The organism is Gilliamella sp. LMG 34362 (assembly GCF_984569125.1).
Window position 1 is genome coordinate 1 of record NZ_OZ474902.1, and the last position, 26483, is coordinate 26483.

General features: G+C 34.0%; 17 protein-coding genes. 4 read left to right on the top strand and 13 right to left on the bottom strand.

Translation table 11 applies throughout. The annotated features are described in order from the left end of the window. The 4 genes from dnaA to gyrB are packed head-to-tail and all read left to right on the top strand — an operon-like array spanning position 1 to position 6048. Positions 1-1359, top strand: a complete 1359-nt coding sequence (dnaA, locus tag AC5LWZ_RS00005; protein WP_493463777.1) for a chromosomal replication initiator protein DnaA — start codon at positions 1-3, stop codon at positions 1357-1359. Between the two features lie 15 nt (positions 1360-1374). Continuing rightward, positions 1375-2478 (top strand): DNA polymerase III subunit beta, encoded by a 1104-nt coding sequence (gene dnaN, locus AC5LWZ_RS00010; RefSeq protein ID WP_110447016.1) that lies wholly within the window; start codon positions 1375-1377, stop codon positions 2476-2478. 45 nt (positions 2479-2523) lie between these two features. Beyond that, positions 2524-3594: a DNA replication/repair protein RecF gene (recF, locus tag AC5LWZ_RS00015; protein ID WP_493463778.1), complete on the top strand. Its 1071-nt coding sequence runs from the start codon at positions 2524-2526 to the stop codon at positions 3592-3594. A 42-nt stretch (positions 3595-3636) separates the two neighbouring features. Further along, positions 3637-6048, top strand: coding sequence for a DNA topoisomerase (ATP-hydrolyzing) subunit B (gyrB, locus tag AC5LWZ_RS00020; protein ID WP_198201638.1), 2412 nt, complete (start codon positions 3637-3639; stop codon positions 6046-6048). Between the two features lie 137 nt (positions 6049-6185). On the opposite strand, the gene AC5LWZ_RS00025 is transcribed toward gyrB, so the two are convergent. The 13 genes from AC5LWZ_RS00025 to gss form a co-directional block, all read right to left on the bottom strand. After that, the gene (locus AC5LWZ_RS00025; RefSeq protein ID WP_110447013.1) at positions 6186-7670 is read right to left on the bottom strand and encodes a VWA domain-containing protein; all 1485 of its coding nucleotides are present in this window, start codon (positions 7668-7670) and stop codon (positions 6186-6188) included. 102 nt (positions 7671-7772) lie between these two features. Then, on the bottom strand, positions 7773-9140 hold the full coding sequence (locus AC5LWZ_RS00030; protein ID WP_493463779.1) for a vWA domain-containing protein: 1368 nt from the start codon (positions 9138-9140) through the stop codon (positions 7773-7775). A gap of 7 nt (positions 9141-9147) precedes the next feature. Beyond that, positions 9148-9639, bottom strand: coding sequence for a hypothetical protein (locus AC5LWZ_RS00035; protein ID WP_110447011.1), 492 nt, complete (start codon positions 9637-9639; stop codon positions 9148-9150). A gap of 2 nt (positions 9640-9641) precedes the next feature. After that, complete coding sequence (locus AC5LWZ_RS00040; protein ID WP_086361445.1) at positions 9642-10331, bottom strand: coiled-coil domain-containing protein; 690 nt, start codon at positions 10329-10331, stop codon at positions 9642-9644. A gap of 2 nt (positions 10332-10333) precedes the next feature. Continuing rightward, on the bottom strand, positions 10334-11938 hold the full coding sequence (locus AC5LWZ_RS00045; protein WP_493463780.1) for an SUMF1/EgtB/PvdO family nonheme iron enzyme: 1605 nt from the start codon (positions 11936-11938) through the stop codon (positions 10334-10336). Next, a complete protein-coding gene (locus AC5LWZ_RS00050; protein WP_493463781.1) occupies positions 11895-13118 on the bottom strand; it encodes an ABC transporter permease in 1224 nt (407 codons plus the stop codon). The genes AC5LWZ_RS00045 and AC5LWZ_RS00050 overlap by 44 nt, the downstream gene beginning before the upstream one ends. A 3-nt stretch (positions 13119-13121) precedes the next feature. Then, a complete protein-coding gene (locus AC5LWZ_RS00055) occupies positions 13122-13838 on the bottom strand; it encodes an ABC transporter ATP-binding protein (protein WP_493463782.1) in 717 nt (238 codons plus the stop codon). A gap of 3 nt (positions 13839-13841) precedes the next feature. Next, positions 13842-15800, bottom strand: coding sequence for a vWA domain-containing protein (locus tag AC5LWZ_RS00060; RefSeq protein ID WP_493463783.1), 1959 nt, complete (start codon positions 15798-15800; stop codon positions 13842-13844). Between the two features lie 13 nt (positions 15801-15813). Continuing rightward, entirely contained in the window at positions 15814-16866 is a 1053-nt protein-coding gene (locus AC5LWZ_RS00065; RefSeq protein WP_493463784.1) for a hypothetical protein, read from the bottom strand. Positions 16867-17006: 140 nt separating this feature from the next. Continuing rightward, on the bottom strand, positions 17007-19679 hold the full coding sequence (locus AC5LWZ_RS00070; RefSeq protein WP_493463785.1) for a putative virulence factor: 2673 nt from the start codon (positions 19677-19679) through the stop codon (positions 17007-17009). Further along, the gene (locus AC5LWZ_RS00075) at positions 19676-22702 is read right to left on the bottom strand and encodes a virulence factor SrfB (protein WP_493463786.1); all 3027 of its coding nucleotides are present in this window, start codon (positions 22700-22702) and stop codon (positions 19676-19678) included. Before AC5LWZ_RS00075 ends, AC5LWZ_RS00070 begins: the two co-directional genes overlap by 4 nt. A gap of 8 nt (positions 22703-22710) precedes the next feature. Beyond that, entirely contained in the window at positions 22711-24336 is a 1626-nt protein-coding gene (locus tag AC5LWZ_RS00080) for an SrfA family protein (RefSeq protein ID WP_493463787.1), read from the bottom strand. A 247-nt stretch (positions 24337-24583) separates the two neighbouring features. Further along, the gene (gene gss / locus AC5LWZ_RS00085; RefSeq protein WP_493463788.1) at positions 24584-26476 is read right to left on the bottom strand and encodes a bifunctional glutathionylspermidine amidase/synthase; all 1893 of its coding nucleotides are present in this window, start codon (positions 26474-26476) and stop codon (positions 24584-24586) included. Positions 26477-26483: the final 7 nt, after the last annotated feature.

The window sequence follows — 26483 nt, forward strand, 5'->3', positions numbered from 1 at the left end:
GTGTCTACTGCGATTTGGCAAGATTGTCTTTCTCAATTACAAGAAGCGCTTCCAACAACAGAATTCAACTTATGGATTCGCCCGTTGCAAGCAGAAATGATTGAGAATAAACTTTATATTTATGCACCTAATAGATTTGTATTAGATTGGGTCAAAAATAAATATTTAACGACTATTTCACAATTATTAAATACACTTTTAGATAATGATTCGTTAAAATTATACATTGAAGTCGGCTCCACTCTATCCGTAGAAAAAAAATCTGAAGTTAACCAATCTAAATCTGATGTTGTTCCAGCTTGGAAAACAACTAAAGAAAGCAATAGTAACCATACTTACTATTCAGGGATTAATCATAAACATACGTTTAATAGTTTTGTTGAAGGTAAATCTAACCAACTAGCTGTAGCAGCTGCAAAACAAGTCGCGGAAAATCCAGGAAAAGCTTATAACCCGTTATTTTTATATGGTTCAACCGGTTTAGGTAAAACCCATTTATTACATGCAGTTGGTAATGGGATTATGGCTGGTAAAGCAAATGCCAAAGTGGTTTATATGCACTCAGAACGTTTTGTGCAAGACATGGTAAAAGCACTACAAAATAATGCTATTGAAGAATTCAAAAATTATTATCGTTCTGTTGATGCTCTACTTATTGACGATATACAATTTTTTGCTAATAAAGAACGATCTCAAGAAGAGTTTTTTCATACCTTCAACTCGTTATTAGAAGGTAATCAACAAATTATCTTAACGTCTGATCGTTATCCAAAAGAAATTAATGGCGTTGAAGATCGTTTAAAATCAAGATTTGGTTGGGGTTTAACCATTGCTATCGAACCACCGGAGCTGGAAACTCGAGTTGCAATTCTAATGAAAAAAGCAGAAGAAAATAATATAAAACTACCTGAAGAGGTAGCATTTTTTATTGCTAAACGCTTACGTTCAAATGTACGTGAATTAGAAGGAGCATTGAATCGAGTGATTGCCAATGCCAATTTTACAGGTAAATCTATCACTATTGATTTTGTGAAAGATGCTTTGAAAGATTTACTTGCCTTACAAGAAAAATTGATTACTATTGAAAATATTCAAAAAACGGTTGCTGAATATTATAAAATCAAAGTTTCTGATTTACTATCAAAACGTCGCTCCCGTTCAGTTGCAAGACCAAGACAAGTTGCGATGGCGTTAGCGAAAGAGTTGACGAATAAGAGCCTTCCAGAGATTGGAGATGGTTTCGGCGGTAGAGATCATACAACTGTATTACATGCATGCCGAAAAATTGCAGAATTGAAAGAAGAAAGCAATGATATTAAAGAGGATTATTCCAATTTAATTAGAACATTATCAACTTAAAAAAGAATTAACACTATGAAATTTATTATAGATCGTGAAAAACTTATTAAGCCCTTACAGCTTGTTAGCGCACCATTAAGCAGTCGCCCTACTTTACCTATTTTAGGTAATTTATTATTACAAGTCATCGATAATACTCTATCAATGACCGGAACCGATTTAGAGATTGAGATGATATCTCATCTTCCTTTAACCGAATCTTGTGAGCCAGGGGCAACAACAGTTCCGGCAAGAAAGTTCCTCGATATTTGCCGAAATCTGCCAAGTAATGCCCAAATTTCGATAAGCGTTGACGATAATCGATTAATCATTCAATCTGGGCGTAGTAAATTTTCCTTAGCCACATTACCGGCTACAGATTTTCCTAATTTAGAAAATTGGCAAAGTGATGTTGATCTATCTATACCACAAAAGACAATCAAACGACTTATTGATGCAGTCCAATTTTCAATGGCTAATCAAGATGTCAGATATTATTTAAATGGTATGCTATTTGAGATCGAAGATGGATTATTAAAAACTGTTGCGACAGATGGTCACCGTTTAGCTGTGTGTGCTCAACCCGTAGGTCAAAATATCTCAGAATCCTGTTCAGTTATTTTACCTAGAAAAGGGGTAATAGAACTCGCTAAACTGGTTAGTGACAACGATGAACTGGTAAATATGCAGATTGGTAATAATAATTTGCGTGTTAATCTTGGTGATTTTACCTTTACCTCAAAACTTATTGATGGAAGATTTCCTGATTATAAACGAGTAATGCCGCGTAATCCGGATAAACCACTTGAAGTTTCATGCGAAGAACTTAGAAATGCGTTATCACGAGTAGCAATTCTTTCAAACGAAAAATTCCGCGGTATAAGATTATATGTACATAATAACCAAATAAAAATCACAGCAAATAATCCTGAACAAGAAGAAGCGGAAGAAGTGATTGATGTGAAATATGAGTCACAAGAGCTTGAAATTGGCTTTAATGTGACTTATTTATTAGATATATTAAACACACTAAAATGTGATAGTGTACAATTATTATTAACAGATGCAACATCCAGTGTGCAAATTGAAGATATCAATAATCAATCGGCTACTTATGTTGTTATGCCAATGCGCTTATAATAACTATCTATCAAACTTCCGGCTTCGGCCGGAAATTTTACCAACATGACTCTTTCACAAATCAAAATCCATAATTTTCGCAACATTGATTATGCTGAATTATCATTATCAAATCATTTCAACTATATAGTTGGTGATAATGGTAGTGGAAAAACTAGTCTACTTGAGGCTATTTATATGCTAGGGCATGGCCGTGCATTTAGACATATTCAATCGAATAGGATCATACAACATGAAAAGCCTCAGTTAGTTTTATTCAGCCAAATAGAGTCATCGCAACAAATTCGTACAATAGGATTATCAAAAACAAGAAATAATGATAATACGATAAAAATTGACGGTGATGAGGGATTTCGATTAACTGACTTGGCTAAGCTATTACCTATTCAACTAATTACTCCAGAAGGATTTGATTTACTTACTGGAGGCCCAAAATATCGTCGATCGTTTATAGACTGGGGATGTTTTCATCATTACCCAGAATTTGTATCATTATGGAACAATTTAAAACGATTATTTAAACAAAGAAATGCACTATTAAAACAATCGTCTAACTATAATCAATTATTACCTTGGGATAAAGAACTAATACCAATTGCCGAAAAAATCAGTCAAATTAGAGCTGATTATAGTCAAAATATATTTCCGCAAATTATAGAAACTTGTCGGAATTTTTTACCTGAGTATCAACTTAATTGCCAATATTATCAAGGCTGGGAATATGGGGTGAATTATTCTGATATTTTATATAAACAATTTGAGAGAGATAAATTCATTAACTATACCTCATTAGGCCCACATAAAGCCGATATAAAATTACGTATAGATAATATTCCAGTTGAAGATCTACTCTCTCGTGGACAACTAAAATTACTTATGTGTGCATTACGTTTATCACAAGGTGAATATTTTTCAGAAAAAACTGGATTATCATGTATTTATTTAATAGATGACTTTGCTTCTGAACTTGATAAAAATAAACGTAATCTATTAGCCAAACGATTAAAATCAGCCAAATCTCAAGTTTTTATTACAGCGGTTAATCAAGAGCAAATTACCCATATGATCGATGAAAATGATAAGATTTTTCACATAAAATCTGGTATAATTTCTTAAATATATAGAATGATATAAATAATTAAACAAGTCGAGAAATCCATGTCTAACTCTTATGATTCTTCAAGCATTAAAGTACTTAAAGGACTTGATGCGGTTCGAAAACGTCCAGGAATGTATATTGGTGATACTGATGATGGTACAGGCCTTCATCATATGGTTTTTGAAGTGGTAGATAATGCCATTGATGAAGCATTAGCGGGTTATTGTCACCATATTGAAGTTACTATCCATCCTGATAATTCTGTTTCAGTACGAGATGATGGTCGAGGAATACCTACCGGCATCCATGAAGAAGAAGGTATTTCTGCTGCAGAAGTTATTATGACCGTTTTACATGCTGGTGGTAAATTTGATGATAACTCATATAAAGTTTCTGGTGGTTTACATGGTGTTGGTGTCTCGGTTGTAAATGCATTATCGGATAAATTAGAATTAGTTATTTACCGTGAAGGTAAAATTCATAAACAGACTTATCATTTAGGTGTACCAGAAGAACCGCTAAAAGTAATTGGTGAAACAACCGAATCTGGTACTTATGTTCGCTTCTGGCCAAGCCCAGAAACTTTTTCTAATATCGAGTTTGTCTACGATCATTTAGCTAAAAGATTACGTGAATTATCATTTTTAAATTCTGGTGTTTCAATAAAACTTACAGATGAAAGAACCGGTAAAAGTGAACACTACCATTATGAAGGTGGTATTCAAGCATTTGTTGAATATTTAAATAAAAATAAAAATCCAATCCATCCGAAGATTTTTTATTTTAGTACTGAGAAAGATAATATTGGTGTCGAAGTTGCTTTACAATGGAACGACGGCTATCAAGAAAATATCTATTGTTTTACCAATAATATTCCTCAACGTGATGGCGGTACCCACTTAGCTGGCTTCCGTGGAGCAATGACGCGTACATTAAATAACTACATGGAAGCTGAAGGATATAGCAAAAAAGCTAAAATCAGTGCTACTGGTGATGATGCACGTGAAGGACTAATTGCAGTAGTATCAGTAAAAGTACCAGATCCTAAATTTTCATCACAAACCAAAGATAAATTGGTTTCGTCTGAAGTAAAATCAGCAGTTGAATCAGTAATGGGTGAAAAATTAGCCGAGTATTTACTGGAAAATCCATCGGATGCCAAAATTGTGGTTGGCAAAATTATTGATGCTGCTAGAGCTCGCGAAGCAGCACGAAAAGCGCGAGAAATGACACGCCGTAAGGGTGCTTTAGATTTAGGTGGCTTACCAGGTAAACTAGCTGACTGTCAGGAAAAAGACCCTGCATTATCAGAACTTTACTTAGTGGAAGGGGACTCTGCGGGTGGTTCTGCAAAACAGGGCCGTAACCGTAGGAATCAAGCAATTTTACCGTTAAAAGGTAAAATCCTTAATGTTGAAAAAGCCCGTTTTGACAAAATGCTTTCATCTCAAGAAGTCGCAACTTTAATTACTGCTTTAGGTTGTGGTATTGGTCGTGATGAATATAATCCAGATAAAATGCGTTATCACAGCATTATCATCATGACCGATGCGGATGTGGATGGTTCACATATTAGAACTTTATTGTTAACCTTCTTCTACCGTCAGATGCCTGAAATTATTGAACGAGGTTATGTTTATATTGCACAACCACCACTTTATAAAGTTAAAAAAGGCAAACAAGAACAATATATTAAAGATGATGATGCAATGACTCAATTTCAAATTGCTCTAGCTTTGGAAGATGCATCACTACATGTTAATGATCATGCCCCTGCTTTAGCTGGTGAAGCTTTAGAAAAATTAATTGCTGAATACCAAAAAGTTGAAAAACTAATTACTAAAATGGAACGTCGCTATCCTCGCGCGTTGTTATCAGAATTAGTCTATCAAGAAGTATTAGATGAAGATATTTTAAAAGACCAACAAAAATCTGAATACTGGGCAAAATCAATTGTTGAAAAATTATCAAATAAAGAACAACATGGCAGTAGCTACCATTATAGTGCGGATTACAATGAAAAAGCAGAGTTATATATACCTGTAATCAAAGTAAGAACACATGGAGTTGATACCTGTTATGCTTTAGATCAAGTATTTATTCATAGTAATGAATACCGAAATATTTGCCATTTAGGCTCACAATTGAAAGATTTACTTGAAGAAAGTGCATTTATACAACGAGGCGAACGAAAACAACCAGTAAGCTCATTCGAAGAGGCTGTTGATTGGTTAATTCGAGAATCTCGTCGTGGATTAACAATCCAACGTTATAAAGGTTTAGGAGAAATGAACCCCGAACAATTATGGGAAACAACCATGGATCCAACCAGTCGTCGTATGTTGCAAGTTACCATTAAAGATGCAATTGAAGCAGATCAATTGTTTACCACATTGATGGGAGATGAAGTCGAACCTCGCCGACTATTTATTGAGGAAAATGCATTAAAAGCAGCTAACTTAGACTTCTAATAACAATTGTTTAATAAATAAAAAAACCAGACATTTTGTCTGGTTTTTTACTATTTTTATTAATTATTTTTCTTAAAGATAGCTATTGAGTAAAATCTAGTACTAATCATTTGGTATTATCAATTTTATTTATCTGTTTACTGACAAACAGGACGATTAATTTTTAAATCAGATACCGCTTTATTCATCTGTCTAATCATATCCTTAGGACTTTGTGCGATATAAACTTTGCCTCGAGTAGCATTAGCTACACAATCTATTTTATGTTCACCCGCTATATCAACGATATTTATCTTGAGTCGAGGTTTTTGAGCTGCAATATAATTAGCTAGAGTACAAATATTACTTCTTGTGCAGTTATCATCGCCATCACTAATTATAAGGATATAATCATCTCGTTTTACACCATCAAGCATTTTACTTGCTTTCTCTAATCCACTATAAAGTGGTGTACCTCCGCCACCAGCTGCACTTGGTGTTAATCGATTAATTTTACTTTTTAAAGCGCCTCTGCCGGAATAATTATAAAATGGTGTTGTATCTGCCGCTGAACAACTATTTAATGCCACTAATGCTATATTAATATTTTGTTGAATTTTATCGATACTAGTCAATGCTACTTTTTTACTGGTTGATAAACGAGTCGGTAGTCGAGACATCCTTTTTTCATACGCAATTCTTTCTGATGCAGGCATATAGCTAGGGTAGCCATGGGTTAAATAATTAAAATATTGCTGAACTTGTGAAGGAGGCTCTGCTAATGTTACCGTCATTGATAAAGAATTATCAAAGATCAACGCCATCTTGGATGGATTAGAGTTTTTTACCAATTCTTCCTTAGTAATACAATTTGGTGGATTTTTTACTTTTGGCGCTGGTTTAGGTTCTGATTTGCTAACCGACTCTGGTGTTGGGTCAGGTACAACTACAGGTTGTGGCTCTGAAACCTGTGGTTCTGGTTTTAATTCAGGTTTAGGTTTAATGACAAGTTCTGGTTGTTTTGCAAATTCAACGGTTAGTTCCGTTTTTTTCGGTTCAATTGGTTGTGTAATCGCTGGTTCGACGATTGGTTCCACCTTGCTAGTCTTTTTGAAAGGATTAAAAAAGAACCATATCAAACCTAAAATTAATAATAAAAGTAAAACTAAAATTAAGGTATACCACCATCGCCAAAAACTTTTTGGTGCGACAATTGGCGGTTCAGGTAATACAATTGGCTCAAAAGTATCAATAATAACTGGTTCATTATTAATTACATAAATTTGATTATTTGGATTTTTAATTCTTGATAACCATGAAGACACTAAAGCTTTTTGTTGATGATCTAAGGGAATTAATTTGACTGTAGTCTCAATATCATTGATTCGAGTATGTAAGGCGTCTTCAATTACTGCTTTTTGCGACGAGTCACTTATATCATTAAGCAATACAGGTTGGCCTTCAAGATCAGTATACCAGGCAATATATTGGTTGTTTTCTATTAATCTTGATGAAGCAAAAATTGAAAATGTTCTTGCGGTCAAATGAGGTTTAAGTATTGAAAGTAAAGAATTATACTGTTCCAGTAACTGCATCTTGTCTATGTTACTATGATCAAAAGCAATACGAGTTATTCTTTGCATCTCTCAACTTATTCCTTGTTACTTAAAAAGTCTTTATAAAAGTCTATTAGTTAGCTAAATATTTAATTTATAAATTGTCAATTAAATCAAAATTATTATATCTTATTTACAAATAGGTTTACTAATATTCATATCTGAAACGGCATTACTCATTTGTTTAATAAGCTCGGTTGGATTTTGAGCTATATAAACGTTACCGCCAGTGCTTTTTGCTACACAATCTATTTTATGCTGTCCGGCAATATCAACAATATTAATTTTTAAACGAGGTTGCGCTATGGCTATTTCATTAGCAAGAGTACATATATTACTTTTTGTACAATTATCCTCACCATCACTAATAATTAATATATAATCATCACGATTAATACCATCAAGCATTTTACTTGCCTGTTTAACACCACTATATAATGGCGTCGCACTATTATATTCTAATGGCTGCAACCGTTTAATTTTACTTTTTAATTTTTCTCTATCTTCATAAGGATAGAATGATGTAGTTTGCGCAGCCGGACAACTTGTTAACGTGACAAGAGAAATATCTATATTTTGCTGTATTTTATCAATACTGGTTAATGCTACTTCTTTACTACTTGATAAACGATTAGGTAATCTGGTCATTTTTCTTTCATAAGCTTCGGCTTCTTTTTCTGTCATCGAATAAAAATTACTTTTTAAATATTTATCGATACTTTCTTGTGATTCCATCAAGGTTAAAGTCATTGAGGCTGAATTATCAAATATCATCACCATTTTAGAAGCCGATATCTTATTAGTAGCTTCTTCTTTAGTTATACAATTCTTAACTTCTGTTACAGTTTCGTTTTTTGGTTCTAAAACATTAGTTTGTTTAACTACTGGGGTTGATTCAACTCTATTTTTCTCTGTATTTTGTGCCATTATTGATGGAGAATCTGATGCTTTTTCTTTGCCATAAGGACAAAAAAAGAACCAAATAAAACCAAGCAATACAATTAAAAACAGTGCGAGTAATAAAAAATACCACCAACGCCAAAATGATTTTGATGTAGGTGGTATTGCTGTAGGTTCAGGTAAAATCGGAGCTTTAAATGAATTAACAATAACAGGTTCATCATTAATTACATAAATGGTATTTCCTGAGTTTTTTATTCTCGGTAACCATGCAGATATTAAAGCTTGTTCCTCTCTTGTCAATGACATTGATTTGATTACGAGTTCAAGGTCATTAATTCGTGTATTCAGCGTTTTTTCTATCTGTTTTTTATGTTCTTCATTTTCAATATCATTGAGTAAAATAGGTTGCCCTTCTAAATTACTATACCAACCAATATATTGATTATTATCAATTAACTTTGGCTGACCTAAAATTGAAAATGTTCGCTCAGTTAAATTATTCTTTAGCAATACTAACAAAGAATTATATTCTTTTAACAAAGAAATCTTATCAGATTCACCCTGATCAAATATAACTCTTGTTATACGTTGCATTGCTAAATTATTTACCTAAATTTAAAGCTTTTTGTAGCTGTTGAAGTTTTTTATTTAACTTATCTAATTCAACTTGTTTTTCAAGTTCAGATGAATTGGAATTGTTAACTTTCTTCAACTGTTGCTCAATATCATTAACTTGTGCTTGTAAATCATCACGATTTTTAGCCTTTTGTTTTACTTCATTAGTTAATTGAGTCAATTCTTTTTTTAACTTTTGCAACTGTGCTTGCTTTTGTTTAACACTTGATGAAGTCGAATTTTTTTGTCTTTCAATCGTTGCATAAATTTCTCTGAATTGTGCATTAGCTCGTTTTTCATTCTCTAAAATTTGCTCTTTTTTATCAATACGAGCTTGATAGTTACCTGAATAATTGCAACTAATTTTATCCATAATACCTATGTTAGTATTAGTTGGGTCACATTGTTCTGGCGTTGTCGAACACCCAGTTATAAGTAACAATGGACTAAGTAAAAATAGAACAGATATCTTTTTCATAATTAGCTTACCCTTACAGCTGAACGTTGTTGAGTAACAAGATTAATTTGTTTTTCAAGTACCGCAATTTGTTTATGTAACTGATTAATTTCTTTATCAAGTTTTGACACATTTACACCCGATTGTCGTTCTTGTGATGAAATTGAAACCCAATCATTTTCAACTTTTTTCATGCGTGATAATTTATCTTTCAAATAAGCAATATTGGCGTCTATTTGAGTCAGATCTTTTTGGGCCTGTGTTTTAGTAACGGATTGAGAATTAATTTGTTTATTTAATGATTTTAATGTTGCCAAGTTTTTATCTAAAACAGCTTTTGCACTTTCAGTAACTGCTTGGACTTCATAAGTATTTTGCTGAACATCTTGAATATAAACATCAAGTCGCATTTCAGCATCAGCATATTCAGCTCGTTTATTATCAAGATAATAATTGGCCCCCATCATTACACCACAACCAACCGCCGCTGAGGCAAGACATGTGCCAGTTTTACCGCCCAATAATACACAACCAATACCACCGATACCAGCCCCTATAGCACAAGACTGCCATGCTGATTTACTAAAAAATTTGGCACTATTACTTTTGCTTAAAGCTGGATCAACATCTTTTGAACTTGCACCACCTGATGCTTGGCAACCTGATAGAATCAGTGAGATACACAAGGTCATTGTTACTATTAATTTATTCATTATTACCTTCCTTTTATTTCATTACACGTCTCAAGCCAATTTACTCGGTCGATCTTCCCGGATTCAATATATTTATTAATATGTTTGAAATAGAGTTTTAAGTAATCGCTCATGTTGGCTTTACCACTATTTTCAAGTATAAATTGCGTAGGCTTAGATTGATTGTTAATGGTATCCTTCTCATAATTTGTTGCAGTATTTACAATAGTATCTGAATAATATTTTAATATAAAATCACGGGCATTTTTAGATTCATTTAGGACATTTTTTAAATCATTTAGCTTCACTTTGGAACACATATTATCTTCATTCAATGTTTCTATTTCATTTGGATCACATACCTCATTAGTCATTATTTCAAATAAATTATTGTTATATTCAAATTTAGCATTCAAATCGGAAACATTAGCACATAAAAAAGCACCTAATTGTAAAGCTGATTGAATAGAGCGATCTCTCTGTTCATCACGAGCTTGATTAGCGCTACGTAAAAGAGCATTAAGTTGATTTAATTCTTTTTTAGTTTTTTCATCATCAACTTGCTTGGTAATTTTTTCCAGCTCGCTAACCACATTATCATCTTTTGAAAGACCCGCTTGGTTACCCAGTTCATTCCATTCTTTGTCCAGTTCTTTTACTAGATCATTCGACTGCATAACTTCAGTTGTATAAACTAACCGAAATCCAACATCTTTGCTTCTATAAGCACTTTGAAGATCATAGTAAGGTTTTTCTATTTTGAATGCAGTAGTTATCGATGCTTCTGGCGTTAAATAACTTCCACCGCGAACAGTCATACCTCCTTGCTGACCATGATAACGATCTAGTTTATTCATGCGAAATGAATCGAACATCATTTCATTCGCATTACCCAAAATGTCGTAAAGACCAAGCGGATTAGCATCTAACCGACCAATAAGTTGAAGTTTACCATTGGCTGATTTTGCACCAGAAAACCAAGCATAATTTTCTAAACTATTCACCATAGGAAATTTTGATTCACGGAATTCTGATTCGCTAACTTTAGAACCACCTCTTGCCGCATATTCCCATTCAGTATTAGTTGGTAGACGAACATACCCTTTGGGTAAGTCTTTTGATCTATTTTTTGCTTGTTCAATTAGCCAACGATTATATTTATCAGTAAAAGCTACAGCATCAAACCAACTGATATCAGTAATAGGAAAAGCAAGATTAGTTTTGGCTGTTGGGCAATTATCATTCATAACTGATTGATACTGAAGAGCGGTAATTTCATATTTCCCAATAAGATAATATCTTTCTGCACCATCATCAGAAAAACTACCTGAGATATAATTAGGTGTTGCATACTCAGCGAAACCAAGTTCTTTTTGGTTATTACCTAAAACAATTTTAACATCATCCAATGGGTTACGTGTTGGTGTAAAAACTTTTCTCATCACCAAACTACCTTCACACGGCATAGGCAGAATAACATCATCATTGGCCGGTTTAGGATTATAAAATTTACTATCCCATGACTGAGCATATCCCATACTAGGAATAAAACCGAAAATAATCCCCCAAAAAATAGGCTTAAACTTACGCTTCACGTAGGCTTTCGGCTGGTTGAATACTGATAGCACCTCGTCCTCCTATCGCAACAACCACAAATGATACTAATAGTGTTAGTATAAATGCGATAATGAAATGATAAAATTGTAATTGACTAACGATTGGTTGTGAAACTAAATTTTTACCTAAAACCAGATTAAATGCACAATTTCCTAATAAAAATAGCAAACATGATACGATAAAAGCTAAACAGCTTAACGCCATTGCTTGTATCAGTAAATAGAACATAACTTGCTTAGACTTAAATCCTATAAGCCTCATAAAAGCAATATCCTTACGTTTTCGCTCGATATTAGATAAAAATGAACCACTGAAAGATAATATACATCCAAAAATTGCCGTAATAGCGATCACACTAAAAATAAAACCTAAGACTCGATCAATAGCTTGCATATTTTCAATCGCATTAGCCTGAGTTCGCGTTTCTATATTTTTTTCACGCAATTTAAATGCTAAAGGAGCAACATTATCAAGCGAATTAGCATAAATTCGAGCTCTTGCAAATGAGTTAGGGTAGGAAGAATCAGTTAAACCTGTTCCGGTTGGAAAAATTTCACTTTGATAACCATCATAAAAATGTTCCATTTCAATTAAAAGATCTAAGCTTATAAAACCTGCTGCACGACTATAATACGCTTCAGGAATGATGCCTATAATCTCTAATTCAGTTCTTCCTTTTTCCAATTTACCATCTAGTTGTCTAGTAATAACCATTTTTATTCGGCTACCAATAGTTGCTTGCATTTTCTCGGCCGCCAAAGAACTCAATAGAATTTGATTTTTTTGAGGAATATAAGGCATATCTTGAGTTATTGGGTCACCTTTAGCGGTCGGAATAACTTCAGCATTATTAACAAAATGACTTGAATCATTAAGCAAATCCGCTTGAGTATTCAAAGAACGAGTAAGAGGAATAACAAATGCCGTCTCAGGTTGCTTTGCAATCCAATCGAACATCTGTTGATCAAGTTGTAGATTACCAACAATTTTTATCTCTAAATTTTGTGGATCATTAAGTAATTGATGGCGTAGCTGAGCGACAACACCATACTTCAAACTAAATAATAGCAACAATGGTGTAATGACTGATATTATAGATGCGATAATACAAAATGATACTTTCTTATCATAACATAAATCGGCTAATGATAACCGAATAATAAATCGCCATTTTGATGTTACATTATCCATCTTCTATACCTTACTTGATAACGGTAAAAATTCTGATGATTGTGTAGAAGTTAATTTTGCCGATAAAGTAAACAATCCTTTATTTTCAATTTTCTGCCAATCATGAGTGACAATCATAGCCGCAATATTATCTTGCTGGGCTTGCTCTATAATTAGATCAAATAATAAATTAGCATTATAAGGATCAAGTGCGGAAGTTGGTTCATCAGCTAACAGTAACGCAGGTCTATGAATAATCGAACGAATGAAAGATGCTCGTTGTCTTTCACCTATTGATAACTGTTTAGGATATTTATTCAACAAATGACCTATATTCAATTTATCAATTAAGTAATTAAATCTGGTTGGTTCAATATTTTTTTGTAATAACTTCGCTGATAATAAAATATTATCTTTAATATTTAAAAAAGGTAATAATCCACCCGTTTGTAACATAAATCCCAAATATTTTGCGCGTATAGTCGCTAATTCATTTACATCATTGCGTTGAATCACATCAGCAATATCGTAATTTTGATTATCAATTATAAGATGATAATGGCTAATTTCATCAGGTTGAAGAATCATACCAATCATTTCGAGTAAAGTACTTTTACCACAACCACTATCACCTTTAATGACAACAACTTGACCAGCTTTAACCGAAAGCTCTGGTAGGCAAACTTTAAAGAAAGATTTGCCTATCGGTCTGGAAATTACCAGATTATTAATAGTTAACATTTTTTATGGCAACATTTCTAATGGTACAGGATAAACATTTTCGCGCGGATCACTACCTTCAGATAATGAAATCCAACGATCAACATCAGCATTACATTTTTGATAATAACGTACTTTACTATTTAGATTACGGATAAACTTTTCTTGTTCTATTCCACTCATACTCTTCCATGTTTCTTGATCAAGACCGGTTACATCACTTTTATAAGGAATATTATCTAAATACTCACCGAGTAAACCTAAATCAGCAATCTTAGTGACAGAATCTGATTTTAATTTATTTGGATCTTGTCCCATTGCCGCAGCAACCGAACGTAGTTGTGAAAACATATCATCAGCTGAAATTAATCCATCATTAGCTGCATTAGCAATCTTAGTCACAATATCACTCAAATCACTTAATTGTGATTTAGTTAACAAAATTCGTGGTTCTGCAGTTGGAATAGTCGGTTTAATAAAATCTTTATCAGCAATCCATGCTTTAAAAACAGTTGGCGCTTTAGTTCCTTTAGTATCGCCTAGATAAGCTAATTGCATCGCCTTACTCAATAGTAAAGCATCTTTTAACATATCGGCATCATCATCTTTAGCATTAAGCGCATTACCAACTGATGATTCCCCTTTATAAGCTAATTTAACTTGTTCTGATAAAGCTTGTGCTAATGAATCGACTTTCTTACCAAATTCATTAACATCGCCAGCATTAACGGGATAATACAATGATTTATGAATAAAATCGTTATAAGTCAAATCAGAATATTGGGCAGCTGCTACTTGATGATCCTTTTCACCACTCGGTGTTTTTAAATGTAAAGCATAAATTGCAACTCCTTTATGCTGTGCTTCAAGTCGCAATTGGGCTGCATCCATACCGGTACTTGAAAGCTTATCATCACCTGGAATAGCACTTGCATCGGTAATCAAAATCATATATCGAGCACCAAAGCTATTCCAATTAATATCATTTAATGCTTGAGATACACCTGCATAGGAGTCCTCAGCAAAATAAGCGGTGGATACAGATGCTTGTTTGAGTGAAGCACTTAATTTTTTAAAATCATCTTTATTTTTTACTTTATTTGGATCTGCAAAAACTTTACTGACAAATTCCAATTTATCTGAGGCTTTTAAACTTGAGCGAAACGAAATCAAACCAAATTTAACTTGATCTTGTAAATGTTCTTTTTCAATATGCTGATAAACTCTTTCCACTGCTTCTTTGGTTCTAGAAATATAAGGATCCATTGAAATAGTTGAATCGATAACAAATACAATAGCAGCCTTAAATGGGGCAACTTGATTAGTATTATCATCAGCAGACTGTTTAGTCGACTTATTATTTTTAACAACTGTTTCTTGTTTACTAACCGAAGCAACCTCTAAAATTCTTTCATAAAAGCCTTGACCATTCATTACCTCTTCCCCCTGTAAGATAGGTAATAAATAGAAATTACTTTTAAAATCAATAAATTCTTTAGGTTCTTGTGCCACCACTTGCGGTGCGATTTTATTCTCTTTTAGTGCATCACGAATAGGTTTTATTAATGTTTCTGGTTTATCAGCATCAACAATTGTTGCTAAAGAGGTTTTATCTTTGAAAAATAATAAAGGATCACGTTCAACAGGATTAGTAAAAACTAAAGTCAGTTGCATATTCCAAGCAACAGCACAGGAATTATTAATCCAACCAACAGTTTTACCATATGAATCAGGCCCAACATTCAACCATTCTTGATTATTTTCATTTTTCCGTTCATACACATAATAACGCGAAAAGGCAGGTACTGATTGACCAGTAGCATCATTAATATTTTTTTTTAACTCACAAGTTGGTGTACTCAAGACTCGCTGATAAAGCGTTGTTTTACCGGCTTGCTTTAACGGTTCTAAAGCCGAACTAACCAAAGGTAAGCAAGTCAGGCTAAATCCGAAAATCAATGTTGAAATTACTGTTTTTTTCATACCTGCACCTTAATTATTTTTGTAATTCAGCTAACCGTTCTTTAGCCAGCTCGTTATTTGGATCATTATTTAATGACGTTTCATACCAATAAATTGCCGTTTCTTTATCTGCCTTGAAGCACTGGTTATCTTGATAAAACTTCACATCGTATTCTTTCGCATAAAGTAAGGCCACTTTGGCATTCAATAAAGATTGATTGGCATATAACCGTTGTGCGATATTACATTTATTAGCTTGTTTAGCCTGATTTATTACATCAATTACTGCATCAGCATCTGGTTTACTCTGTAAACATTGTTGAATAAAAGATAAATCATCAGTTGTTGCATTAGCAATATTACATTGACTATTACTTTGAGTTAGAGAAGTTAAAGGATTTTTATCTTGAGAAAATAAAAAATACCATACTGCAAAGCCAATCCCAGCTAAAGTCAGCAGAATGACAAAAATGATAATAATCAACCCTAATTTACTTTTTGCTTTAGTGGGTTGTGAAGCTGACACCTCTTGTTGTGTTATCGTTGGTGTTGGCGTTACCTCTATTTCAGATTCCATTTCAGGTTCTACTATTACCTCATTTTCCACCCCAATTGTTTGTTCTTCGGTTTCAGGTTCTACAGGTTGAGAATCATCAGATTCAACAAGGTTAGAGGCTACTTTATTCGGCTCAAAGGTATTTTGTTCAATCTCATCAAATATTGCTGGCGAGGTAATTAAAGCAGATGAAGGGAATACTGTTTCAGCGATATTGATCACCCCTCTATCAATATAGCTTTGATTCTGTTTATCACGAATTTCAGCAAGAAATCTAACACTATTTTCTTGAGATAACAAAGAATCAACTAGCCATTCATCAACGAGACCACTTAATTGCTCATTCTCGACAGACATGCTAGTTACAGTATGCCAATTTTTTTCTGGTCCCCATTGATTAAGACCGGACAAATAATAACCATCTTGGTTGCGTTGAATAAGTATATCAATATCTGCACTACCACTCCATTTTTGCGCCAAAAACTTAGCAACACCCGGTTTATCGCCTTCTAATTCAATTCTTAATGCCATGATATCCTCTATTTCATCACTATAATTGTATTAATATTATTTTATGGATATTTCATATATGTAAGGTAGTTTTAAAAACCACCTTATTGTTATTAATAATTATTAAATTGTTGTTATTAAATATATTCACAATAATACTATTATATTTGTGATTCCTTAAAACAAGTTAAAATTTCACCAAGACGAGAGTTTTGTTCTTGGCTTATTTCACGACCAGCATGATGACCAACATTTTCTTGAGCAAGCGTCGCAAAGGCAATAAACCAATCAAATATAGCAAATTGAGAATAATTTTTGGTCTTATCATCAAGTACTGGCAATGGATGTGATAATTGACTTGAAAATTGAGTCAATGGCGATGAAAATATCGGCTTACCTTGATTAACTCGGCTATCAGGAATATCGTTTGTTTGCCCAGGAATAAAACCAAGCCATGCAATAAAGTCAGCCAATAACATATTAATAGAGCTAATCTGCCGAGACTCAAGCTCATCACGCTTACTGCCTACATTTTCATTAGCTAAAACTTTTTCAGTTAAGCTTGTTTCAAGTTTCAAACGGTTAGCACCAGTAATCAACTCTTCAACAATAAAAGAGAGTGCTTTCTGATCAATACTGAAAAATTGTAGAATATGTTTATCTAATACAATATTTCTTAAATGTTCTAGCCATGCAGTAAACACATTTTTAGCAAATTTTGATTCGCTTGCGATATTAGCAACTACCTGAGGTTGTAAAGGCGAATTTACTTCCGGAAAAAGTTCAAAATCGGTATTTAAGCCAAAATCATTTGAAGAATTATCGATTACGTCATCACCGCTAGTATTGCTGATATCATTATCCATATGGCTAGAATGATACAAAGCTCGAATAGTTTGATCCGGCAATTCTAAAACTTTAAGTAATTCACCTAATAATAATGCTTTTCCTTGTAGTTCTTTTACAACATTATTAATTATCTGTTTTTTCTTACCTAATTCTTCATCGCTACCAGCTTGATACCAAGTATCAAAACGCATATTGATAATATAATCAATTTGTTCATTAAGTTGTTCAACAATCCGCTGTTGTTTAACTTCAGTAATGGCGACTTGTTCTAAATACTGGCTAATTCGACCAATGCCACCATCATTTAATTGTAACATCGCATCCCACGCTTGATCAGGAGCGTTGACATACTCTTGAATATCCGGATTTTCAACAAATGTATTTTTCAACATTAACATTTCTTGTTGATAATTATCATTGTAGGATAATTCAACGTTTGCTTTAGCATCGACATTTAAAAATGGCACGTCAAATCCTGGTTTACGTACCAAGAATACATTGTTAAATTTACCATCATTTGACCAATTGGATAGCCAATCATAACTACCAAAACGTTCTAAAATGGTCTGCTGTAATAAGCCACCTTTACCCCAGGTATTTCTTAAATTGTCTTGGGACAGTGACAATGATGCTCCAATTCGTTTATCAAACATCGTAATAGCCCATAGCAATCCAGCTTTTTTTGTTGCTCTTTTATCAGCTGTTTCGCCTTGGGTTTTATCAATCCATCTTTCTAATACTGGACCAACATCATTAACATCTGATTGTTTATCCGATGGCGTACAAACCACCAAAACATTCATCTCTTGGCTATCAGTATATTTCTCAAAAAGATAAGCAACTTTACCACGTAATAAAAGTTGAGCGATAGGATTACCCTCTTTGACATCAGAAATAGAAATTAAATTTAATCGACCTCGATATCCTGGAAAATCAAGCAGATCGACATTCTCAAAAGTAGGTACACGAGTTTTATTCACTAATGGGAAGATTAATTCTGCTGTTAAAAAGGCTAATTGCGCTAATGATATTGAAGTTGGCACTCCATTAAATGGCGTAACGGTTACCGATGAATCATTTTCAGTATTTAACCTTTCAAGCATATCAACATTCATGATGCTATCAATCTGCGACTTGGTACCATCACCATTGTCCTTGACTAACACGTTAAGGGGCGCATAAACGGTATTTACATGATTTAAGCTTGATAAGGTTGTCGCCAATTGAATATAAATTGCCGTAAGTTCACTGATACCACCCCATAACACAGAAAATAAACTACCACGGTCGGTAATTGAAAGATAAGGTAGCAATGACATGGCTTTTTCCCAATAACCACCTTTCAATCCTTCAAGTGAATTGCCAAAATTTTCAGATAAATAATCATACAAATCAACGATATCATCTTCAGTTATACCGCCGGTATAATCGACTTGCTTTTTACTTTCGATACGTTGAATAAGTTGATTTAGCTCAGAAAACTCAACTTTATTGATAACTTTTTGCTGATCAAAATCTTTAAAATAGGCGTTAATCAGGATTTTAACAATTTCTATTTCTTGAAATAGTTTTAGCTCTAGTGGATAGTTGGCAATACCACCTTTAGCAGTACGACTAAATCTAGTAACAAGACCAGTTGCCTCTTTACCCCCGCCGACAGGATTGACGTGATCAATAAAATCTAAGATTTCATTATCAACCACTGTTTCAAGTTTTCCATTTTCACCTGCTGCTAATGCTGAAATAAGGTAAGATTTACCTGCTTGTGACAAACCAAAAAAACCGACCGCAACCGACTTAGTCGACACATCACCTAAACGTTTAGCACTATTACGTAATCGGCGTAGATCAAGAATTAAATTATCAGCTTCATTATGCAAACGCTTTGATGAGTCTCGGGTTTGATTGACCCATTCAATTGCCTGTGCTGATGCTTGATAAATCTGTTCCCAAGATTTAGGAAGTTGTTCGTTTAAATTTTTCATCGTTTTATCATTCCACTATCAAGCCAATATTGTGTGCTAATTAAGCCAGAATTTACCATTGTATTCAGACTAAGCTTTATATCCTTGGTTTTACTGCAAGCACGTCCATCTGAAGCTTTAACATCTTTAATATAGAAATTCTCAACTGTTTTTTGTCGATTTTTTATTCCTAATGTTACTTCTAAAACAACCCCTTCAGCACTCAATCTTTTAGCTACATCACTATTTTCGATCGTTAAAATATAAATTGGTGAAGCAGGCCAACGGTCAATTTCTAACTGTTTAAAACCAAGTCTTGTCGTGCCTCGAATTTCAAAAGAGACTTCAGGAAAATCATAATCAGGATTATCTAAATCGATATCTTGATAATAGATATTTTCTTTTTTTATCATATTTAGATTATCTAATAGACCAATGTATTTAACTGTTGAGTACAACTCCATATTTGCTGATCTAAAATAAAAATTCGCTAATCTTAGATTTTTACTTAAGAAACATAACATAGCACCAACTGCAGCGGTTGTTTTAGGATCATCAATGCGCTCTTGTTTATGGAAAGGATACCAACCACCAGTATAATAACCATGTAGCGGCAAAACACGTCCTGCAGGGATAGATAAACGAGAACGGAAGTAACTTTGTACACCAGGTAAACGAGATGGTCGTCCGGTCAATAACAGCACATCACATTGGTAACAGCTAATATTTTCAGATAAAGCATCGAACGTTTTACAAATATTATAATAATCACCACGAATAAATAAGTGATGAATACGTTTAAGATTTATTTCAACATTTAAATCAAGAACGGAAAATTCAGGATTATTTAGAGCTCGGCGAACTGGTTCATTAATAAAATTCAGAACATTATCTGTCATCACATTATTTTGTAATAACTCACCAAAAGTCATATTATAAACATGTTTTTCAGCATGTAATGGTTCATAAAGCTCATAAAGTTTTAATACTTGTAATCCGACAGGTGTAAATAACTGTAAAGTTAATTGTTGTCGTAGTACTGCGTCTTGAATTGATACCTGCTGTGAACCAATAATTGTCGATAAAATCGGATTAGGATCAACAAGTCCAACCTGTTTTAATCCATTAGTTAATGAAGTCAAAACAGTATCTTGGATGATATCAAGCAAAATATCATCACCTGCAACTTTAAATCCATCACGAAAACGTTGAGTTGGAACAAGATAAGCATTACTACTATTAAGTTGTTTATTGGCACCATAATCAAGTTCGTAATCATTGATGACCAAATCTGTTGTTCCACCTCCAATATCAACAGTGGCAATTGTTAGTTTCTGTTTATTGGTTTTGTCTGGTCGCACCATTGAAGCAATAAATTCTTCTGAACGGCCATTATAATTGTTTTGCGTTTCGTTAAAGAGATAAACAACTTGTCCGCAAGTTGCTTCATCCCATTGAATATAAACTTCAGGGATATTTGGCCAAATACTTTTCAATTGTTCAGGATTACTAAAATCAATATTATCATCAGAATTATCCCAACCTAAGCTTTTCCAAACTAAGCCAATAGCTTGATAAACACAGCTTTTAAATATCGCTTGTTCTGGTTTTGGCATTGCCGGTGGAATAGTTAGAATAATAGAACGCAAATTACGCGGTGTTCTTGCATGTTCAAGCTTGTTGCGCTGAGCGACACTATTGATTTGCATTAGAGCATGCATCAATACTTCACATAGCATAAATGTCATTAATGAACTACGTGAATATTTTGGGTGAAAAACGGGCATTTTTCGGTCAAATTCTTCCTCAATTTCATTACTGAGGATATGCAATGCTTCACCATACTCATTGATTAGACTAGAAAACGGCTCTGCGGTTGCAAATGGCTCATGATCACTTTTGACATAATGTGAATTAAAGCGCCAGCCTTGCTCATACTTTTCTTGATCCCATAAATAACGTTTCGGGCTTGAAAGTCCGGTAGCCCCTTCATTTCCTTCGCGGCGACTAGCTAGACGGCTCGCTTCTTTTCCGACCCGAACAATACTTGGCCAGCGGAATGTATCTCGTCTTCCACTTTGAAGCGAAAAATGTTCCTTACCAAAAAAAGTTTGTGCAAATTCTACTCGACTTTCAAATGGTTCATTATAAATATGTTCGGGCTGAGTTAAATCTCGAATTTCAAGCTCATAACGACGATTTAAACTATCTTTATCTTGAACGTGATCTTCAATTAATATGCCACAAGTTCTTGAATTACCAACATCTAAAATCATATCAACAGGAATCGATTTAATTACATCATCTCGATTATTTGAAACAATTTTAATTTTTGGTAACTGTAATGAATCAGCTAACAAATTGAGAATATTTAAATAATGTCCATAATAAGCTTTATTAGCTATTTCTAAATTAATATCATCTTTATGTACTTTTAACCGTTCAGCTTGAGGGGCTAATTCTTGGAATAAATCAATTAACCAACTGGTGATCCATTTTTGCTCTAAATACCATGAGACTTGATCTGAACGATGAGCTAAACTAAATACGGCTCCAGTTTTGACATCATTTTCCGTTGGTGCCAAATAAGCAACATCCTGCATATTGGTAAAAATTTTTGTATCAAAGGCAAAGGTAATACGATGAGTATTGCCATCTGGGTCTTCACCTTCTGGAATATTAACAATTCGCACTCGACTCCAGTTATGAGGTCCTTTATCAAAACGCTCTGGTGGAATAGATCTTAAAATTGGAATAGGCAACCAAATACCATCATATAGTTTTAAGGATTGCTCAACACTAATCTCTTGAGTAGGTGTGACAGCAAAAGAGAGATTATCTGGTGCAAAAAATTTACCATTATCGATATCTTCAATTAATCTAACTAACGCTCCACTTTCTGATGGATCAATAAAACAACCATTAACTTTACTGCGCCATTGATTATCTTTCCAATCTATTTTCAATGCAAAATCAAGAAATTGAATTCCACTATTCATGATCAGTGTAACTTCTTGACCATAGTTGCGTATTTCTGGAAGCATATACAATCCTATTGTTTTTTCATCGTAATTGGGAACGAAGTCCCGTTATCATAAATTCCCTGACAATCAGCTTGATTGTCTTTACCTGATTTACACTGAATTTTAGGTAATTGATATTTAGTATTATCACTGCAAATGGCTTCAGAGTTGCCAGTAATATTTAAATTAGAATTCTGGATCCCAGTACCCACGTTACCAACACATTTAACACCATCACTGCGAGTAACCGTTACTTCACCATTGCCTTGATTAAAATTATAACTTAACTGCAATGGCTTACCTGTTGCTTTATCTTGAATACCAGCACCAACTGACCATTGACCATTTAAGAAATTCGTTGATCCCTGTTTTAACACGTCAGCAGGTAAGGCTAAATTATTTGCTTGACTAGCATTTGCATTAGGTTGATTACCTTGATCAGAATTACTATTCGTTATAGCTGGTTTATTATCTAAATCAGGTGTTGGTGGCACTTGTCCATTTTTATCATCTTTATTTTGCCCATCTTGATTATCTTTTTTATCATCAGATGGATTAGCATTACTGCCTTTATCATCCTTATTTCCCTGTTCACCTTGCTCTCCATTTCCTTTATCATCAGGTGAAGACGTAGGTTGTGGTTGCTCTGTAACACCATCTGGATTTACATTATTAGCCATTCCTTGATCTGGTGCGGTAGCTGCCGAGTTATCAACTACAGCTGGATCTGTAGCGATACCATTAACAGGCAGCGCGTTAGGATCTACTGCAACTTTTCCATTTGGTACTACGCCATTAACGATAGTAACAGGTTTATTATTAACCTCTTTGATTTCTGGCTCTGGCTCTTTTTTCTCTTGTTTGTCCTCTTTATCATTTACCACTGTTGGCACAGGAATATCAACTTTACCATCTAAAGATATTTTGGGATCGATAGATATACTTGGATTCCAACTACAACCTTTTAACCAAAAAATTGCTAATAATAGTAGTAATAACAAAGGTAATAATCCTAAAAACCATATCCACCAACGCTTCCACCAAGGTTTTTTAACAATAACAGGGGCTTGTACTGGAGCAGTGGCTGCAACCTTTGGAGCAGCTTTTCGAAATGCTTCCAAACAGTAGAAAGGTGAAGTTGCTTGTGGCGTCTGAGGGTTAACAAATCCCCAAAAAGTGATAACCGGTTTACCATTAACAATATAGACAAATTGATTGCTAGGGAAACGTATCGCCATCAAATTCGGTTCAAGACTATTTTCGTTTTGTTTTGGATCGTAGATCAATCGACTAAAAAGTAATTGATCGCCTTCTAGATTAGGGTTACTTGCTAATTTTTGACCTAACTCAATAACTTTACTTTCGAATTCTTTTAGTAAAACTAATGCAGACTTTTGTTCATCTTCACTAGCTGAAGTCCAAGGGATAATATCATATTGACCATCAGGTTGTTCTGAGTCGAAAGGAATGTACCAATCAACAATATTACCCTGATCATTGCGTTGAGGTATCGCTAAACAATCAGAGTATTGGCGACCTAATTTAACTCGAAACATTTCACGAATTTGCGAAGCGACAAGATAAGCAGCTTTGCCGTCATGCCCGAGCATTTTAAAATCTTTAATATCGCCACTGCGCAGTAATGTATTTGCCATATATCCTGATATTCCTTTATTTTAATTACATTTTTTATAATTATTATTTGTATTATATCAATTCTATCAAAAAAACTAAGTTATTGTCATTGTCGTTTTCAATCAAATAGATATAATATTTTTAGTTATTTTTAATAAGATAAAAATAACTTAATTAGCTATGTTTAATTAAATAACAAAACTCACCATCTGTCATTGATAAATTGAACGATCAATTTGACAAATTATGCTTAAAAAACCCCTTTCCTCAACTTTTTTTGTAAAGTTGTTTAATAAATTCTTCATCAGTTAATACTCGTAAAGGCTGCATATCACTTTCCCCTCTTATAACTAAAGAGGGATCCGAACGTAAACAAGCACCGCCATAATGGCCACCAACAGTAAATGTACAAATTTGTAAATAACGATCATCAACTTTAGGTAAACACCATAGCTCTTGATAAATGTTTTCTTGTTTAGCAAATCGGCCAACCGTTTTATCCAATATTTGCTCATGACAACCAACTAACTCTATATCGCTACCTCTACGCCCAGCAATCGGTTTAATTGCATAACCTTTTTTAATTAAATTGTCATTGAGTTCAAATGAAGATTCAAGTAAATAGCGGTGGTTAGGAAATAATGACCATAGCACTGGCAAAATGGCTTTATTACTTGGAATCACCGTCCATAAAGGTTCAAAAACCGATACCTCAGGTCGAAGTAATACATCTATTAATCTAACCGAATTTTCCGGATGCCATGTTCTAATTGGTAAACCTGCCACTTGAGCTTCACTTTCTTGGCGAAGTTGTTCAAGTACAGTTTCCCATGCCCAAGTCTTCCATACACAGGTGACCTGGCGTTGCTCATCATCTACTAATCGTCCTCGTTTATCCCAACTGAGTCCCGATAGTCCGCGTAAAATTTTGCTTTCAAATCCGGCTTGAGTTAGTGCTTTTTGCATAAATAATGCATGATAGTTTTCTTCACTATCATTATCTTGCATGATATGTACAAACGCTTTTGCATCACTATGTTTCCAACAGTCGGCTAATGCATTAAGTAAACCCGCACTAGGATTAACACCAGCATTTAATTCGGCTTGTATTGCCCAACTTTGCAAAATTTGCCCTGCTTCGGTATGGCATGAGGCTGAATCAGCATTATATTCATAAACTTTAAAGCCCCTTTCATCCATACAAAAATCTAACCGTCCGGTGATCATCTGATAACGGCGTTGTTGCCATGATAATCTAAGCCGTGGCCAAAGAATTTCAGGAATATTGAAATTACACAATAAATTATCATTTTTTAAAACTTTATCGGTAGCATGCAAATACATCAAATGAAGTTCGTTTGTTGCACGAATAAGCTCCAGCTCAGCGCTTTCCGAAATAGTAAAATAACGATACTGATCATCATGACTGATGGCGTGTCCAGTTGCTGACACATAGGCACTTTCTAATGCATCACTTTCGTTCAACCATTTCTTATCAAATTGACCATGATTTTCGATATGGACACTATGAATATCAAGTAAATGCTTAACAACATTCGGTTGTGGTAAGCTATGGAGAGTATTATCAGTTTGAATCATCCAGCCTAAAATTTTGGTATCATCGAAAGTATCGTGTAAATAGTAGCCATCATTGGATACCGTCATTTTTAATTCTCGAGTCCATTGTTGACCAATGGGAAGCCGAGTATGGACAACATTTTGTTCGGCAATCCTAATTTTATTATCAAAAACTTCAGTAATAATCGCTACATGACCTGTCCTATCGAACATACCGCCATCATCCCATATTAACAATGCTCCCGCTTCTGGCATTTTTTTGCTACCATTAGCAAATGCTTGCAATGGTAAAATGGCTTCATTAATCACTTGACGAAGAAATCTTAACGAAAATATTTCATGTGCCATACCGACATCGGTAAAGACTATCCCATAATTTAGAAATAAAAATCTTCTAGCAAATTCGACACATTGCCACTTATAACCCATATACTCATGACCTGAATAACTTCGAAATGACGCATCATTAGGGTATTGTTCAGGATCCAATGTTTCATAATCAGAAGAGTAAATAGCAACACCACCCGGCGCATAGCCAAGTAATGTACCAAAAGGTTCTTTGTTAGCTGATTGGGATAACATGTTATTT